Genomic DNA, 15664 nt, shown 5'->3' with positions numbered 1-15664 from the left:
CAATTCCGCGTTTCGCGCCCACCGGCTCTCTAGCCTTCGGGTGCGGCCCGGGTCCTCGCCTCAGCGGAGCCTCACCCTGCCCCTCCGGCTGTGGCGGCCCGGGCCGCCTCGCGCGCGAGCGCGTGACGGCAGGGCGAACGGGGCGACCGGGTCGGCACTCGCGCGGTCCGGGTGGTGCACGCTTGCACCGCCCGGCCGCCCGAGGTTCTGTTCGACCGGGCCCACCCCAACCTGAGGCATCGGCGGACCGAATCCGGGCGATGACCAGGGCCGACGCGCCCGCCTTCAGGCCTCGGACCCGGCGATGACCCACGCCGCGTTGACCAGACCGACGTGGCTGAAGGCCTGCGGGAAGTTGCCGAGGAGCTCACCCGTCCCCGCGTCGACCTCCTCCGCGAGCAGGCCGACGTCGTTGACGAACGCGATCGCGCGCTCGAACACGTCCCGGGCGCGGTCGCGCCGGCCCGCCATCGCGAGGGCCTGGGCGAGCCAGAACGTGCACAGCAGGAACGTCCCCTCGTCGCCCGCGAGGCCGTCGTCGGCGCGGTACCGGTACACGAGGCCGCGGGCGTCGGTCAGGCGCTCGGCCGTCGCGTCGATCGTCGCGAGCATGCGGGGATCGTCGGCGGGCAGGAACCCGACGAACGCGAGCGCGAGGTTCGACGCGTCGAGCGCGCTCGATCCGAACGACTGCGCGAACGCGCCCGCCTCCTCGCTCCAGCCGTTGGTCAGGATGGCGTCGCGGATCTCGTCCTGGGTCGCGCGCCAGCGGGCCACGCGATCGCGTGCGTCGAGGCGGTCCGCGAGCGCGGCCGCCCGGTCGAGCGCGACCCAGCACATCAGCTTCGAGTAGACGAAGTGGCGCGGCTCGCCCCGGATCTCCCAGATCCCGTGGTCGGGATCCTTCCAGCGCACGGCCGCGCTGTCCGCGAGCTCCACGAGGAACTGCCGCGTCGCGGGGTCGAGCTCGCCGAGCCTGTCGGCCATGCGCTGGAAGGCGACGAGCAGCTCGCCGTACACGTCGACCTGCCGCTGACGCCACGCGTCGTTCCCGATCCGGACCGGCGCGCTGTTGCGCCAGCCGGGCAGGTGTGGCAACACGCGCTCGGTGAGGTCACGCTCGCCGCCGAGGCCGAACATGATCTGGAGATCGTCGCCGCGTCGCACGGACGACGCCGCGGACGTCGCCATGTACTCGAAGAACTCGCCCGCCTCGTCGGGGCATGCGGCGACCCAGAGCGCCTCGATGGTGAAGCTCGCGTCGCGGACCCAGGAGAACCGGTAGTCCCAGTTGCGGGCACCACCGGCGACCTCGGGGAGCGAGGTGGTCGCCGCGGCGCAGATGGCGCCCGTCGGCTGGAACGAGAGCGCCTGCAGGACGCGACCACTGTGGTGCACGAGGTCGCGCCACGGACCCTCGTACGCCTGGTGGAGTTCCGACCACGACTGCCACGCGGCGATCGTGTCGTCCAGGCGCGCGTGGATCTCCTCCTGCGACCACACCCGCGCCTTGTGCCGCTCGGCCCGGACGCAGTGGTGCAGCGCGAACGCGAGACGATCGGGTGCGCGCATCGTGACGCGCGTCCGCGCCGTGGCGCCGTCCAGCTGCAACCCGACCGCGGACGACAGCGTGAGGATGTCGGCGCCGCCGCGGGCGCGGATCCCGCCGTCGACGTCGTCGAGGAGGGGTTGGACGAGCGCGTACTCGGGACGCGGCGCGTACTCGACGTCGACCTCGACGGTGCCGTCGGTGCAGACGAGCACCCGGGCGAGGAGGTGCGGGGCACCGACGCCGAGGTCGTGGCCGCGGTTGTGGTCGCCCGTGATCAGCGCGTCGGAGAGGACGACGGTGCCGGCAGGCGTGCGGAACGTCGTCTCGAGCACCATCGTCCGGTCCACGTACCGGCGCTCGACGTCGTGCGCGTCCGGCACGCCGATCGACCAGTGACCCGCACCCTCGCCGAGCAGACGCCCGAAGACGGACGGGCTGTCGAACCGCGGCGTGCACAGCCAGTCGACCGATCCGTCACGACTGACGAGCGCGGCACAGTGCCGATCGGAGAGCAACGCGTAGTCGGCGATCGGCGTGTCGCACACGGCCGGCGAACGCGCGCTCGCCGATCAGTCGTCGTGGTGCGTGTAGTCGATCGGCGGCGCGTCCTTCACGCCGACCGCGAAGCAGAAGCACCGGATCACGTCGGTGTCACCCGTCGGGGCGAGGCTGTGGACGGTGTCCGGCGGGATGTAGACGAGGTCGCCGGGCGCGACGTCGCGGTGCTCGTCGCCGATGGTCATCGCGCCGGTTCCCGTCATCACGTAATAGAACTCGTGCGTCGGGTGCGAGTGCGGGAACACGGCGCTGCCACGCGGCACCTCGAACTCGTTCGCGAGCTCGAGATACCCGCCGTCGGTGATGTCCTTCATCTCGCGCGGGTTCACCAGCCACCACACCGGGACGGTGCCGTTGTGCTCGACGACGGGCGCCACGTCTGCGGCCGAACGAACGTCCATTGCTGCTCCTCCCGCGCGGTCACCAGAGCCTACGACGAGTCGCGCCGGAGCGTCGCCCGGCCGTTCGTCGCGTCGACCGCGGCGACGACGCGTGCCGGCGCCGAGCCGTCGCCGTCGAGGTAGGCGTGCCAGAACTCGGTCGTCGTGTCGCGCACGAGCGGCGCGTCGGGCCCGAGCGGGATCTCGAACGGTGGCGAGTGGCGGGCGCCGTGCAGCGTGATGAACCACTTCGGCGGCGCGAGGCTCGGATACGCGCGCACGCTGTTGTGGTAGCCGCCGTCCGCGTCGCCCTGGACGAGCATGACAGGAACGTGGTTGGCGACGTACTCGCCGCCGGGCAGCGCGCGGTACACGCCCGCCATGACGACGGCGGCGTCGACGCGCCCGTCCCGACAGCACGTGTTCGCCACGAGGCCGTAGACGGTCTGCCCGCCGAGCGACATCCCCGCGACGCCGATGTGCTCGCCGTCGATCCGCTCGTGCACCGACGCGAGGACCGCGGCATCGGGTCCACCGTCGAGCAGCACGTCGACGACGAAGCTGACGTCGTCCGCCTGCCGCACGTTGCTCGCGGGCACCGACCGCCCGGTGGAGTCCTTCACCGTCGTCGGGAACGTCGGTGCGACCACGACGTGACCGGACGCGCTCCACGCGTCGAGCAGCGGTCCGAGCGACGTGGGATCACCGTCGAGCCCGTGGACGACCACGATCAGCGGCACGGGTCGCGTGACCGCGGCGGGATAGCGGATCTGGACCGGCAGGACGCGGCACGCGCTGCGCGGCCGCTTGCCGTTCGCCGGCGTCTCGCGTGTCCGGTCGACGAACGTCGCGTCGACGCGCCGGACGGCAGGGTCGGGATCGGACGCCGGGGTGGGCGGGTGCAGCAAGGCGCCCGAGCCGGGACACGGGCGCGCCGGCTCGGCGTGCGACGCGCCGCACGCGCCCGCTCCGACGAGCGCGACGACCACCAGCGCGCCGACCGTCCGGTGCACGTCCTACAGCATGGCGAGCGCGAGGCCGGCCGCGGCGGCCGCGACCGCGACGACGAGGTTGCCTGCGACGTTGAGCAGCGCCTCGGTCCTCGCATCTTCCTCGAGGAGCCGCACCGACTCGAACGTGAAGGTCGAGAACGTCGTGTACGCGCCGCAGAACCCGGTCCCGAGGACGATCCTCGGCGTCGACGGAAAGCCGTGGTACAGCGCGGCGCCCGTCAGCAGGCCGAGCGCGAACGCTCCGCTCACGTTGATCACGAACGTGCCCCACGGGAACGCGCCGGCCGTGCGATCTTGCACGAAGCCGTCGAGCAGGTAGCGCGCGAGCGCGCCCGCGGCACCCGCGACGACGAGCCCGGCCGCGACTGCGACGTTCATCCGCGCGTGTCCTCGCCGTCGCGTCCGACGTACTTCACGACCTCGACGTCGTCCAGGATGACGAGGCCCTCGGTGACGATCTCGTCGAGTTGGGGAAGGAACGAGTCGATCCGCTCGCGCGTGTCGACGATGACGACGGCGATCGGGAGATCCTCCGACAGCGAGAGGATGCGCGTCGTGTGGATGTGGTTCGACGCGCCGTAGCCCTCGATGCCGCGGAACACGGACGCGCCGGCCAGACCCGCGCGGTGCGCGCGCTGCACGATCTCGGTGGCGAGCGGCGTCCGGCCGACGTGGTCGCTCTCACCGATGAACACCGTCAGGCGCTTCTGCGGCCCTTCGAGCCTCATGGGATCCTCCCCGGTGAACGGGCATGTCCGAACGGCAGCAGCCGCCCCGCGACCATTCCGAGCCAGACGACGACGAGGCCCGCGGCGAGGCTGCCGAACGCGTACGCAGCCGCGATGCCACCGTGGCCGTCCTTGGCGAGGACGTCGATCTCGACGGAGAACGTGGAGAACGTCGTGTACGCGCCGAGGAACCCGACCGCGACGAATGCACGCACGTAGCGCGTCGGCGGGAAGCGCTCGACGATCAGCACGAGGACGAGCCCCAGCACGAAGCTCCCGGAGATGTTCGTCCAGAAGGTCGCCCAGGGGAACGTGCCCTTCGCGACGTGGATGACCTGGGCGACGCCGTAGCGCGCCGGTGCGCCGAGTGCGCCGCCGAGCGCGACGGCCGCGAGCACGTCCGCACGCGCGCGGCGCTCGCGATGCCGTCGCGAGGTCGGTCGATCGGCCGCCGAGATCTCCGTCCGGTCGTCGTTGCTCACTGCACCTCCTCGCCGTGATCGCGATCGAGACACAGGAGCCATTGGCCTGACGGCGGTTCCGGGGAGCTCCACCCCCGCGGCGACACCCTAGCGGAGGCCGGGCCTGGGCCACGGCGATGGCAGGATCACGCCGTGCCCTACCCGCCGGAGGACCACCTGCTGCGCGATCTGCAGATCACGAGCTGGCGCGAACCAGACGATCGCGCGTGCGCGCAGCTCGACGTCGTCGACGCGGTGCGTGACGCGACGGGCGCGGTGTCGCTGGGCGCGCTCGTCACGCTGGCGGACGTCGCGTGCGCGCGGGTGACGCTCGCGGCGGTCGCGCCCGACTGGACCGCGACGATCGATCTCACGGTGACGAGCGCGGCACGCCTGTCCGACGGCGTCGTGCGCGCGGACGCGCACGTGACGCGGGTCGGGTCGAACATCGTCGGGGTCGACGTCGATCTGGGCGCCGCGGGTGCCGCGACCGCGTCTTTCGCGCGAATGCCGCGCGAGGCGTCGCTCGTCGCCGCGAACGCCCTCCCCGAGGTCGGCGCGAGGTCGCGGCTCGAACGGACGGGACCGCCGCTCACGGTCCCGGTGGCGCAGCGGATGGGTCTGCGGCTCGAACGCGGAACTGCGGAGCTCGAACGGAGCGACTACGTCGGGAACAGCTTCGGGACCATCAACGGCGGCGTGCTCGGGTTCGTCGTCGCCGGTGCCGCCGAGTCCGCGACCGCGCGCACGGCGACCGACGTGACGCTGCGGTACCTGGATCAGACGAAGGTCGGTCCGGCCCGTGCGACGACGACGATCCTTCGCGAGCGCGCCGACCACGCCGTCGTCGACGTGACCGTGCGTGACGCGGGCGCGAGCGGGCTGCTGCTCGCCCGCGCCGTCGTCACCGTCACGTGACGAGTGCCCGCCGCTCACCGGCCGGTCCATCGCGGCTCGCGACGCTCGAAGAACGCGGCGATCCCTTCGCGCACGTCATCCGTCGCGAGCAGTCGAGCGTGCGCGGCGTGGCTCCTCGCCCAGCTCTCCGACTCGTCGCCCGCGACCTCGGCGTTGGCGAGCGCCAGCGCCTCGCGCACCGCGCGCGGCGCGTTCTCGCAGATGCGCGCCGCGAGCCGGAGCGCGCCGTCGAGCGCACCACCCGGCTCGGTCAGCACGTTCACGAAGCCCAGCCGCTCCGCTCGCTCCGCACCCAGCCGGTCCCCCGTGAGCAGCATCTCCCGCGCCACGTTGACCGGGAGCGCGCGCGTGATGCGGAACGCGCCGCCGAAGTCGGGCATCAGCCCGCGTGCGACCTCGGGCAGCCCGAACGCGGCGTCGCGCGCTGCGACGACGAGGTCGCAGCACAGGACCAGCTCGACGCCGCCGCCGAGCGCGACGCCTTCGACCGCCGCGATGAGCGGCTTCGTACGCCGTCGCTCGATGAGCCCGACGAGCCCGCCCCGCTCGGTCGGCTCCCCGGGGCCGACGGCGAGGTCGGCACCCGCCGAGAAGACGCGTGTCCCACCGGTGAGGATCCCGCACCACAGCTCGTCGTCGTCCTCGAGCTCGTTCATCGCCGCGTCGATCCCCGCGGTGATGCTCGCGTCCATCGCGTTGCGCTTGTGCTCGCGCGCCATGCGGACGACGAGCGTCCGCCCCTCCCTGCTCGTCTCGACGGTCATCCGGTCCAGTATCCAACGTTCGTGACCGCCTCGTCGCGAGCGGAACGCTTGACCCTCCCCCTGCGGAAGCCGCGATCCTCGCGCCATGAGCGCGCTGTTGAGCATCGGCGAGTTCTCGCGCGTCACCCACCTGAGCGTGAAAGCGTTGCGCCACTACCACGACGTCGGTCTCCTCGAGCCGGTCGAGATCGACCGCGCGAGCGGGTACCGCTTCTACGCGACGTCGCAGGTACCGGCCGCGCACGTGATCCGCCGGTTGCGCGACCTCGACATGCCGCTCGACGAGGTCCGAGCGGTGCTGACGGCCTCCGACGTCGCCTCCCGCGATCGGGTGATCGCCGCGCATCTCCAGCGGATGGAGCAGCAGCTGGCGCACACGCAGGCGACCGTCGCGTCGCTCCGCGGGCTGCTCGCGGGCACGGGCGCCGCGATCCCCGTCGAGTATCGGACCGTCGACCGGGTGCGGGCCTTCGCGATCGGCGAGCGCGTCGCGTGGGACGACACCGAAGCGTGGTTGGACGGCGCCTTCGACGAGCTCCGCCGCGCGCTCGACAGCGCCGGCGCGGCTCGAGCCGGGCCCGATGCCGCGCTCTACTCGACCGGCTACTTCGAGGCCCACGTCGGCGAAGTCGTCGCGTACGTCGCGACCCGCGACACGCGGCAGCCGACGTCCGGCCGCGTCCAGGTCGTGGAGATCCCGGCCGCGCTCCTCGCCGTCACGGTCCACACCGGTCCGTTCGACGACCTCGACGAGACGTACGGCGCGCTCGGCACCTTCGTGACCGAGCGGGCGATCGGCGCGGACGGTCCTGTGCGCGAGCACTACCTCGCCGACGACGGCACGGAGGTGTGCTGGCCGATCTCGCACGTGCCGTCTTGACTCTCCCCTCGCGGGAGGCCGCATCCTCGTCGCAGCATCGGCGACGGCGAACGGAGGAACGACATGGCCTCGATCCGCAAGGAGATCACGCTCGACGCCCGTCCCGACGACGTGTGGGACGCGTTGCGTGACTTCGGCGCGCTGCACGAACGCCTCGTCCCGGGATTCGTGGTCGACGCCCGTGTCGACGGCGACACCCGCGTCATCACGTTCTTCAACGGTGCGGTCGCGCGCGAGCGACTCGTCGGGATCGACGACAGCGCGCGCCGCCTGGCGTACGCGGTCGTCGAGAGTGGCCTCGGCTTCACGCACCACAGCGCGGCTGCGCAGGTGCTGTCCGACGGCGACGGCAGCCGCTTCGTGTGGATCTCCGACCTGCTCCCCGACGAGCGCGCGCCTCAGGTCGACGCGCTGATGGAACGTGGCATCGCCGCGGTGCGCGACGCGTTGGACGGTGCACGAACGTGAACAGGCGCTGCGAGATCGTTAGCGTCGGTGGACGTGAGCGGGTTCAACGGCTGGCCGCCCGAGGCGCTCGAGTTCTACGTGGGGCTCGAGGCCGACAACTCGAAGTCGTACTGGCACGCGCATCGCGACACGTACGAGCGCGCCGTGAGGGAGCCGTTCCTGCGTCTCGGCGACGAGGTGGCGAAGGAGTTCGGTCCGCTCCACGTCTTCCGCCCGTACCGCGACGTCCGCTTCTCGCGCGACAAGAGCCCGTACAAGACCGCGGCCGCAGCAGTCACGGAAGGTCCCGGCGGTTGCGGGTTCTACGTGCAGCTGTCCGCCGAGGGGCTGCTCGTCGCGTCGGGCTACTACGTCCTCGCGGCCGACCAGCTCGAACGATGGCGCGCGGCCGTCGCCGACCCGAAGCGCGGTCCGCGCATCGCGAGCGAGGTCGACCGGCTGCGGGCGTCCGGCTACGACATCGCCGCGCACGAGTCGCTCAAGTCCGCGCCGCGCGGGTATCCCAAGGACCATCCGCGCATCGAGCTGCTGCGCAACAAGGGCCTCACGGTCGGCCGGTCCTTCACGCCGGCGCGCTGGCTCCACACGCGCGCCGCGTACGACCGCATCGTCCGCGTCTGGCGCGACGCCGCACCCGTCAACCGATGGCTCGACCGTCACGTCGGCCCCAGCACGATCGCCCCGCGGGAACCGACGTAGCACTGCGTCCTACGCTGTCGACCTCACGCACACGCTGGGAGGGCACGCGATGCTGACGAAGGGCTTCAACCACGTCGCGACCCTGACGCGTGACACTGACCGGCTCGTCGCGTTCTACGAGGACGTGTTCGACGCCCAGGTCGACGGCCAGATGCAGGAGTCGCCCGGGGTCCGGCTCACGTTCGTGCGCGTCGGGCCCGAGGCCGAGCTCAACGTGTTCGAGATCGAGGGCAACACCGAAGCGGACCGTCAGACACCGATGTTCGGACGCGGTCGCATCGACCATCTCGCGTTGCAGGCCGCGTCGCTCGAGGCGTTCGAGACGATCCGCGACCGCCTCATGGAGCGCGGCGCCGCGGACAGCTTCGTCACCGACTTCGGCCCGATCCTCAGCGTCTTCTTCCGCGACCCGGACGGGCTGGAAGGCGAGGTCTGCGTCGCCAACCCGGACGCGCGGCCGGGCGTCTCGAACCCGCCCGGCACACCGGCGGCGCGTTACGTGTCCTGACCGCGCGGACGCGTCGCGGGTGCTCGTCGCCCGGATTGGTGTCAGCATGTGACGCGCGTCCGACGCGAGCAACCGCGCGGTACCGGGGGGTGGGCCATGAGGTGTCGAACGGTGGTCTGGTGTGCCGTGGTCGCGACGACCGCGATGCTCGCCGCCGCGTGCAGCAACTCCAGCTCCGGCAAGGCGAAGCAGGCGTCGACGACCACGACGACGGCGGGCACCACCGCGGCGGCCGGGAAGTACCCGGCAGTGAACCAACCGGGCGTGACATCGACCGAGATCCGGGTCAGCGGCGTCGCGTCGACGACGAACCCGACCGCGGTGTTGTACGGCACGGCGTTCGACGGCGTGCAGGCGTACTTCGACATGGTCAACAGCGAAGGCGGGATCTACGGACGCCGCCTGGTGCTCGCGAACCGCCACGACGACCAGACCGTCGACGACCGACGCGAGGTCGAGGCGATCCTCGACCAGGATCACCCGTTCGCGGTCCTGCCCGTCTCCGTGGTCCTGTTCACGGGCTCCGACCTGCTCGCCAAGGCCGGGATCCCGACGTTCGGCTGGAACATCCAGGACGACTGGACCGGCCCGCAGAACTTCTTCGCGCAGACCGGCGCGTTGTGCAACGGCAGCGCCTGTCCGAACCCGACGCTGCCGTGGGTCGCGCACAAGCTCGGCAAGAAGCGCATCGCGGTCCTCGCGTACACGGTGGCGCAGTCGGCGAACTGTCTCGACATGATCGAGGCGAGCTTCGCGAAGTACCCGAGCGCCAAGATCGTGTTCGCGGACAAGTCGCTCGCGTTCGGCGTGACGGACCTCAGCTCCGACGTCAAGAAGATGGGCGACGCGAAGGTCGACCTCGTGACCACCTGCATGGACGCGAACGGTGTGCTCACGCTCGCTCGCGAGATGCGCCAGCAGGGTGTGAACGCGCTGCAGTACTTCCCGGACGCGTACGACCACGAGTTCATGGCGAAGAACGGCGGGTTCTTCGAAGGGTCGATCGTCGGCGTGCAGGAGGCACCGCTCGAGACGAAGCCGTCGTTCCCGGCTCTCGACGACTTCCAGAAGTGGATGGACAAGGCCGGGTACCGCAAGACGGAGAACGCGGAGGTCGGCTGGGTGAACGCGGCGCAGTTCGTCGCCGGGCTCCGGGCCGCGGGACCGAACTTCACCCAGCAGAAGGTCGTCGACGCGATCAACCATGCGCCTCCGTTCGACGCGGGCGGATTGATCGCGCCGCTCACCTGGCCGCGTGCGCACACCGACAAGTACGGAGGCCTCCGCTGCACCGCGTTCGTGAAGGTGCACGACTCCAAGTTCGTCCCGGTGTTCTCACCGGCCGGGAAGCCCTTCACCTGCCTCGCGCCGAACCTCACCGACGTCACGACCGCGCAGCCGACCTACCTCAGGTAGCGCGGAGCCGACCCCCGACGAGCTCGCGAGTCACCCGTCGGTGTCGGGGACCGCAGCCGCAGCCGCGCGCGCCGGTCCCGGTGTGCCGGTCAGGGTGGTCGCCGGGTGGACGGGCAGGATCACGGGCTTCCGGGGCGCCTGGTCGAAGTCGAAGTCCTGCACGAGGTTGCCCAGGATCTTCTCGTTCTCGCGGACGACCGGGCGCGGGTCGGGCCGGCCGTCCGACGCCGGGTCGATCCGCCGACCGTTCAGGAAGTCGTCCTCGATGAACTTGTCGTACGCGTCGAAGCTCAACGTCTGGTGGTCGACGTAGCCGGTCTTCGCGTAGGGGCTGATGACGATCCCCGGGACGCGCAGCCCGTAGCCGAGCTGATCGACGGTCGGTGGGACGACGTGATCGTAGAAGCCGCCCCAGTCGTCCCATGCGAGGAAGATCGCGGTCGAGCTCCAGTCGGGGCTGCTCATCACCGCGTTGACGAGGCTCGTGACGTAGCTCTGTCCGTAGCTGACGGGGCTGGGCGGATGTTCGCTCACCACGTTCGACGGCACGACCCACGACACCGCGGGCAGGGTCCCCTGCTTGGCTGCCGCGTAGAACTTCGTCGCGTCCTGAATGTTGCCCAGCTGTCCGTCGCTCTTGACCGTGTCGAACCACGGCAGGGGGTTCCAGATCCCCGGGGTGCTCGCGCTCTGCGCGACCGGCGCGCAGGTCATGGCCGCGTCGTTCTCGCAGTCGGGCTCGGTCCCGCTGACGATGTAGTAGCCCCAGCTGACGTGGTCCTTGTAGAGCAGGTACGTGAGGTCCGTCCACGCGTAGATCGGCTGGTGTCCGGGGTTGCTCTTGTTCTTCTTCAGCCGCTTCGGACCGACCTCACCGCCGTAGACCGGAGGCGCCGCTTGCGGCTTCGCCGGCGGGTTGCTCGCGGTGCCGTTCACGCAGCTCGACGGGTTGTCCTCCTTGGTGCAGTACGCGGCCCATTCCGACACCAGGAACAGGTGTGCAGGGAGGCTCCACGAGGCATTCGGCTCGAACATGTGGTCCTGGAGCACGAAGTCCTTCGCGTACGTCCAGTAGTTCGGGATGTCGGACTGGGTGTGGTATCCCATGACGTCGGGCGTCGTGGAGTTCGTGCACGCGGGGTCGGTCGGATCCGCGCAGGCCTTCCTGCCCGCCTCGGCCTGGCCGACGAAGCCGTCCATCTTCCCGCCGTTCACGTCAGTCGACGCGTTCGCGTAGTTGTGCGGCCCACCCCCGTTCACGTCCGCGTGATCGACGTATGGCGCGGCACAGGTGCCCTTCGCGGGATCGGGGACGCACACCGTCGGCTTCCCGTCCTTCGTCGGGATGCCGTCGGCACCCGGGAAGGTGCCGAAGTACGTGTCGAACGAGCGGTTCTCCTGCATGATCACGACGACGTGTTCGATCTTGTGGATCCCGGTCGGGACGACGTAGCTGCCCGTCGGGCCACCCGAGACCGTCCCCGAGCTCTTGCGCGCCGGCGGCGATCCCTTCCCCTTGGACGAGCCACTGCACGAGCCGGCGACGAGCGCGACCGCGAGGACGACGGCGACCGTCTTCGCTCTCGTGACGGCGTGCGACTGCAGGCGCATCAGGTTCCCTTCGCTCACCGCGCGCGCTCGCTCTGCAGCCGGCGCCACACCGCATGCGCGCATGGACGGAGTATCCGCGCCGTCGGGTAAGGTGTCAACCTTGGTTAACACTCGGCTGGTGCCGACATCATGAAGGCTTCACAATCCAGAGCGCGATCGGTCGCGCCTACGGCGGATCGGGTGAACCTCGGACGGGCGTTGCAGCGCGCCTGGGTCGGCTACCAGCAGCAGCTCGATGCCGCGCTCGCAGCCGCGGGGTTCACCGATCGCCAGTTCCCCGACGGCCGCGTGCTGCGCATGTGCCGCGACAACCCGACGACGATCTCGCAGATCGGGCGGGAGCTCGGGATCACGCGGCAGGGTGCACACAAGATCGTCGTGAGCCTGCGCGCACGCCGGTACGTCAAGGTCCGGACCTCGCCCACCAACCGCAGCGAGAAGATCGTCGAGCTGACGCCGCGGGCGCACGAGTACCTCGCGACACGCCGGAAGGCGGCGAGAGCGATCGAACGACGACTGCGCACCGAGCTCGGCGACGACGCGTTCGAAGCGCTCGCGCGGCTGTTCGACGCGCTCGGCGGCGAGGATCAGCCACGGATGCGCGACTACCTCCGCAGCCGGGCACTCCCGGAGCCGTAGCCGTCGTGCCGGCGCGATCGATCCGCGCATTGCGTGCACGCGATGCCCGGAGCAGGAGTCGAACCTGCACGCAACCGAACGTCGCAACGTGGGGTCGCGACCCGGGGAAGACGCCGCCGCGGCACAAGCGCGGCCATCGCCGATTCGACTACCGGCGGGGCTGGTCGCGGGTGAACTGGCGGAACGGATCGAGTGGTGGCGGGGCGTTCCGCGCCCGGTACGCGGCGCGGCTCGCGGCTCGTGCCGAACGGATACCGCTCCACACCTCAGCGGCCTCGACAGCGATCTGTTGCAGGCGCGCGGAACGCTTCGCGTCGACCACGCCGGTCGCCGTGATCGCGCGCAGCTTCGTCTCCTCGTGTCGCAGCTTCGCAAGTCGTTCGAAGAGCTGGGTCTCGGATGCGATCGCCGTGCCGCGATGTGGATCCACGTTTCGACGGTACTCCTCCGTGCGCGAATCCGGGCGTCATCGATACGTGGAGCGGCTACGGTCGAGCGCGAACGTCATGCGATGCGTTCCCTCCGCTCCCGTCCGTCGGACCGGTCGTCGTGGTTCGTGGCGGACCGAGGAGTGACGGAGATGTCGCCTTCCGATGCCGAGACGTCATGGGGCTACCTGCGCGACGACGTCATGGCGGACCCCGAGTCGCGGGCCGCGGTCGTCGAGCAGCGTCGTCTCTATCTGACCGCGCAGGTGAAGAAGCGGGGTCTGCAGCCCGTGCAGACGGTCGTCGTGACGCGTCTCGCGTCGGGCGACGCACCGCCGGGCTGCGCGAGGTACTCGTTCGTGCTCGAGGCACGAGACCCGATCGGCTGACGTCTGCGATGGCGCGCTGATACTCGCCGCCCCGTCAGTCGCTCCCGCGGCGCTCCGGTCATCCGGATGCGCGGGAGCGTGCGCGGTGCCACAGCGGACGGTACCCGCGACCACGGCGCTCCCGGATGCGGCTGCTACCGTCGAGAGGTCGATGCGCCGGCCGCGCTGGCGAGACCGGTCTTCGACATCCCTGCGGGTCTCCCGCGCCGACGCTGCCGGGGACGACGACTGCGCGACTCCCCGGAGGAAGCTCGTGAGCGAATCGACGCGCATGCCCGACACGAAATTGCTCGCGACCGATCGTCCGGCGCTCGGCGGGATCGGGACGGCGGCGGAGCAACCGGGCACACGACACCCCCACGACGTCGCGACGCCGACCCCACTCGTCGACCGGGCCTTCGCGTTCGTCGACCTCTGTGGCTTCACGACGTTCCTCACGTCGGAGGGCGAGCACGCAGCGATCGAATCCCTGCGGCGATTCCGCGTCGCGGCACGCGACATCGCCACGCGGCGAGGAGTTCAGGTCACGAAGTGGTTGGGCGACGGCGCGATGCTCACCGCGCACGAGGTCGGTCCCGCGATCGCCACCGCAGCGGAGCTCGTCGCACGCGGTCGTGACGACGTGTTGCCGTTACGAGGCGGGGTCGCGCATGGCGCGGTGTTGCTGTTCGACGGCGACGACTACATCGGACGCCCGACGAACCTCGCCTCCCGCTTGTGCGACGCGGCACGACCGGGTGAGCTCCTCGCCGTGGGGTATCCCGCGGACGCCTTGCCGCGCTGGATCGAGGTGACCCAGACGCGCGACCTCACGCTGCGCAGCATCGGCGTGATCCGCGACGTCCAGCACCTCGCCGTCGCGACGGACGTCCCCCGCACGTCCCTGGTCATGCGCCCGGCCGACGGGGAGGAGCTCGTTCCCTGAACGCGCGAGTGCGAGCGGGCCGCCGCCGCGACGAGTTCGGATACCATGACCCAGACCTCGTGATCGCGCCCCTGGACCCCGGACGCCGTGGACAGAAGGGCGCCTCACATGTCGACTGCCACTGCGGACCGGACGGGTCCGTCTGCTTCGATCCCGCCGACTCCGCAGCCGAGTGAACCGCCGAGCCGGAGCGCGCTGGTCGTGTCGCGCACGATCACCGGGATCCTCGTCGGCGGTCCGGTCGTCGCGATCGGCGCCGCGGTGTTGCTCTGGTCCGGTCACGGCGTCGAGGTACGGACGCTCGTGCTGGCGCTCGCCTTCTACGTCGTGACGGCGTTCGGTGTGACCGTCGGGTTCCATCGTCTCTTCACGCACCGCAGCTTCACGGCGAACCGACCGCTCAGGATCGCCCTCGCGGTCGCGGGCTCGATGGCGGTCGAAGGCGCACCCATCGGCTGGGTGGCGAACCACCGTCGACACCACGTGTACAGCGACCGCCCGGGCGACCCGCACTCGCCGCACGGCTTCGGTGCCGACGTGCGCGGTCAGCTCCTCGGGCTGTTCCACGCGCATTGCGGCTGGCTGTTCACGCCGGACACGACGCCGACCCGTCGGTTCGCGCCCGACTTGTTGCGCGACCGTGACCTCGTCACGGTGAACCGTCTCTTTCCGCTGCTCGCAGTCGTCTCTTTGGTCGCCCCGTTCGGGTTGGGTTGGCTCCTTTCCGGCACGCTTGCCGGTGCGCTCTCCGCGCTCGTGTGGGCAGGCGTGCTGCGCATGGCGGCGCTGCACCACGTCACCTGGAGCGTCAACTCGCTGTGCCACGCGTTCGGCAAGCGGCCGTTCACGACGAAGGACCGCAGCACGAACCTTGCCGCGCTCGCGGTGGTGTCACTCGGCGACAGCTGGCACAACTTCCACCACGCCCATCCCGACGCTGCCCGTCACGGCGTGCTCCGTCACCAGATCGACCCGTCCGCCGCGCTCATCCGCATCTTCGAACGTTCGGGCTGTGCAACGAACGTCCGTTGGTACGAACGCGACAGGAGTGGACGTCTCGCGATCCCGGCATGACGCACGCGTCACCAACCCGAGGGTGTACGGTTGGTTCGGCGCCTTTCCTCGGCGTCCTTCCCGCTCCCGTCCGTCGGACCGGTCGTCGTCTTCCTGGCGGAACGAGGAGCATCATGGTGTCACCCGACTACCTGCAAACCGAATGGCGACCACCCGTCACGCGCGTCGTACGACCTACCGGCGCGCTCACCGCGACGACGACCCCGGGGCTGCGCCGCTGGGTCGCAACGCAGCTCTCCGAAGGCGCGCGTCG

At 70.8% G+C, this 15664-nt stretch carries 19 protein-coding genes and 1 riboswitch; of the genes, 10 read left to right on the top strand and 9 right to left on the bottom strand.

All coding sequences use genetic code 11. The annotated features are described in order from the left end of the window. Positions 1-285 precede the first annotated feature (285 nt). The 6 genes from VFC33_19420 to crcB (VFC33_19395) are packed head-to-tail and all read right to left on the bottom strand — an operon-like array spanning position 286 to position 4713. A complete protein-coding gene (locus VFC33_19420) occupies positions 286-2097 on the bottom strand; it encodes a glycoside hydrolase family 15 protein (GenBank protein HZR15415.1) in 1812 nt (603 codons plus the stop codon). Between the two features lie 24 nt (positions 2098-2121). Next, positions 2122-2511 carry a cupin domain-containing protein gene (locus VFC33_19415; protein ID HZR15414.1) on the bottom strand — a complete coding sequence of 130 codons (390 nt, stop codon included), beginning with the start codon at positions 2509-2511 and terminating at the stop codon, positions 2122-2124. Between the two features lie 29 nt (positions 2512-2540). Continuing rightward, entirely contained in the window at positions 2541-3503 is a 963-nt protein-coding gene (locus tag VFC33_19410; GenBank protein HZR15413.1) for a hypothetical protein, read from the bottom strand. 3 nt (positions 3504-3506) lie between these two features. After that, on the bottom strand, positions 3507-3881 hold the full coding sequence (gene crcB / locus VFC33_19405) for a fluoride efflux transporter CrcB (protein HZR15412.1): 375 nt from the start codon (positions 3879-3881) through the stop codon (positions 3507-3509). Continuing rightward, positions 3878-4231 carry a DUF190 domain-containing protein gene (locus VFC33_19400; protein HZR15411.1) on the bottom strand — a complete coding sequence of 118 codons (354 nt, stop codon included), beginning with the start codon at positions 4229-4231 and terminating at the stop codon, positions 3878-3880. Before VFC33_19400 ends, crcB (VFC33_19405) begins: the two co-directional genes overlap by 4 nt. Beyond that, on the bottom strand, positions 4228-4713 hold the full coding sequence (crcB, locus tag VFC33_19395) for a fluoride efflux transporter CrcB (GenBank protein HZR15410.1): 486 nt from the start codon (positions 4711-4713) through the stop codon (positions 4228-4230). The genes VFC33_19400 and crcB (VFC33_19395) overlap by 4 nt, the downstream gene beginning before the upstream one ends. A gap of 25 nt (positions 4714-4738) precedes the next feature. Next, a riboswitch (Fluoride riboswitch) is annotated at positions 4739-4798 on the bottom strand. A gap of 47 nt (positions 4799-4845) precedes the next feature. Between crcB (VFC33_19395) and VFC33_19390 the strand changes: the two genes are divergently transcribed. Then, entirely contained in the window at positions 4846-5610 is a 765-nt protein-coding gene (locus tag VFC33_19390; GenBank protein ID HZR15409.1) for an acyl-CoA thioesterase domain-containing protein, read from the top strand. A gap of 14 nt (positions 5611-5624) precedes the next feature. On the opposite strand, the gene VFC33_19385 is transcribed toward VFC33_19390, so the two are convergent. Next, positions 5625-6374 (bottom strand): enoyl-CoA hydratase-related protein, encoded by a 750-nt coding sequence (locus VFC33_19385; protein HZR15408.1) that lies wholly within the window; start codon positions 6372-6374, stop codon positions 5625-5627. A gap of 85 nt (positions 6375-6459) precedes the next feature. Between VFC33_19385 and VFC33_19380 the strand changes: the two genes are divergently transcribed. The 5 genes from VFC33_19380 (at position 6460) to VFC33_19360 (ending at position 10345) form a co-directional block, all read left to right on the top strand. Further along, on the top strand, positions 6460-7254 hold the full coding sequence (locus VFC33_19380; GenBank protein ID HZR15407.1) for a MerR family transcriptional regulator: 795 nt from the start codon (positions 6460-6462) through the stop codon (positions 7252-7254). 63 nt (positions 7255-7317) lie between these two features. Then, a complete protein-coding gene (locus VFC33_19375; GenBank protein ID HZR15406.1) occupies positions 7318-7722 on the top strand; it encodes an SRPBCC family protein in 405 nt (134 codons plus the stop codon). Positions 7723-7755: 33 nt separating this feature from the next. Next, the gene (locus VFC33_19370; GenBank protein ID HZR15405.1) at positions 7756-8421 is read left to right on the top strand and encodes a DUF2461 domain-containing protein; all 666 of its coding nucleotides are present in this window, start codon (positions 7756-7758) and stop codon (positions 8419-8421) included. Positions 8422-8470: 49 nt separating this feature from the next. Further along, positions 8471-8929, top strand: coding sequence for a VOC family protein (locus tag VFC33_19365; protein ID HZR15404.1), 459 nt, complete (start codon positions 8471-8473; stop codon positions 8927-8929). A 111-nt stretch (positions 8930-9040) separates the two neighbouring features. Continuing rightward, a complete protein-coding gene (locus VFC33_19360) occupies positions 9041-10345 on the top strand; it encodes an ABC transporter substrate-binding protein (GenBank protein HZR15403.1) in 1305 nt (434 codons plus the stop codon). A 30-nt stretch (positions 10346-10375) separates the two neighbouring features. Here the strand turns inward: VFC33_19360 and VFC33_19355 are convergent, their stop codons facing one another. Then, complete coding sequence (locus VFC33_19355) at positions 10376-11974, bottom strand: alkaline phosphatase family protein (protein HZR15402.1); 1599 nt, start codon at positions 11972-11974, stop codon at positions 10376-10378. Positions 11975-12136: 162 nt separating this feature from the next. Between VFC33_19355 and VFC33_19350 the strand changes: the two genes are divergently transcribed. Next, a complete protein-coding gene (locus VFC33_19350) occupies positions 12137-12595 on the top strand; it encodes a MarR family winged helix-turn-helix transcriptional regulator (GenBank protein HZR15401.1) in 459 nt (152 codons plus the stop codon). A gap of 148 nt (positions 12596-12743) precedes the next feature. Here VFC33_19350 and VFC33_19345 read toward each other — a convergent pair whose 3' ends face one another. Further along, the gene (locus VFC33_19345) at positions 12744-13025 is read right to left on the bottom strand and encodes a hypothetical protein (protein HZR15400.1); all 282 of its coding nucleotides are present in this window, start codon (positions 13023-13025) and stop codon (positions 12744-12746) included. A gap of 150 nt (positions 13026-13175) precedes the next feature. Here VFC33_19345 and VFC33_19340 point away from each other — a divergent pair, with 150 nt between their 5' ends. The 3 genes from VFC33_19340 (at position 13176) to VFC33_19330 (ending at position 15411) form a co-directional block, all read left to right on the top strand. After that, the gene (locus VFC33_19340) at positions 13176-13412 is read left to right on the top strand and encodes a hypothetical protein (protein HZR15399.1); all 237 of its coding nucleotides are present in this window, start codon (positions 13176-13178) and stop codon (positions 13410-13412) included. 253 nt (positions 13413-13665) lie between these two features. Beyond that, positions 13666-14337, top strand: coding sequence for an adenylate/guanylate cyclase domain-containing protein (locus VFC33_19335; GenBank protein HZR15398.1), 672 nt, complete (start codon positions 13666-13668; stop codon positions 14335-14337). A 201-nt stretch (positions 14338-14538) separates the two neighbouring features. Further along, positions 14539-15411, top strand: a complete 873-nt coding sequence (locus tag VFC33_19330; protein ID HZR15397.1) for an acyl-CoA desaturase — start codon at positions 14539-14541, stop codon at positions 15409-15411. Positions 15412-15664: the final 253 nt, after the last annotated feature.

The sequence above is a fragment of the Acidimicrobiia bacterium genome, assembly GCA_035651955.1.
Classification (GTDB): domain Bacteria; phylum Actinomycetota; class Acidimicrobiia; order IMCC26256; family JAMXLJ01; genus JAMXLJ01.
Note: the sequence above shows the minus strand (reverse complement) of the source record. Positions and strands in the feature narration are given on the sequence as shown.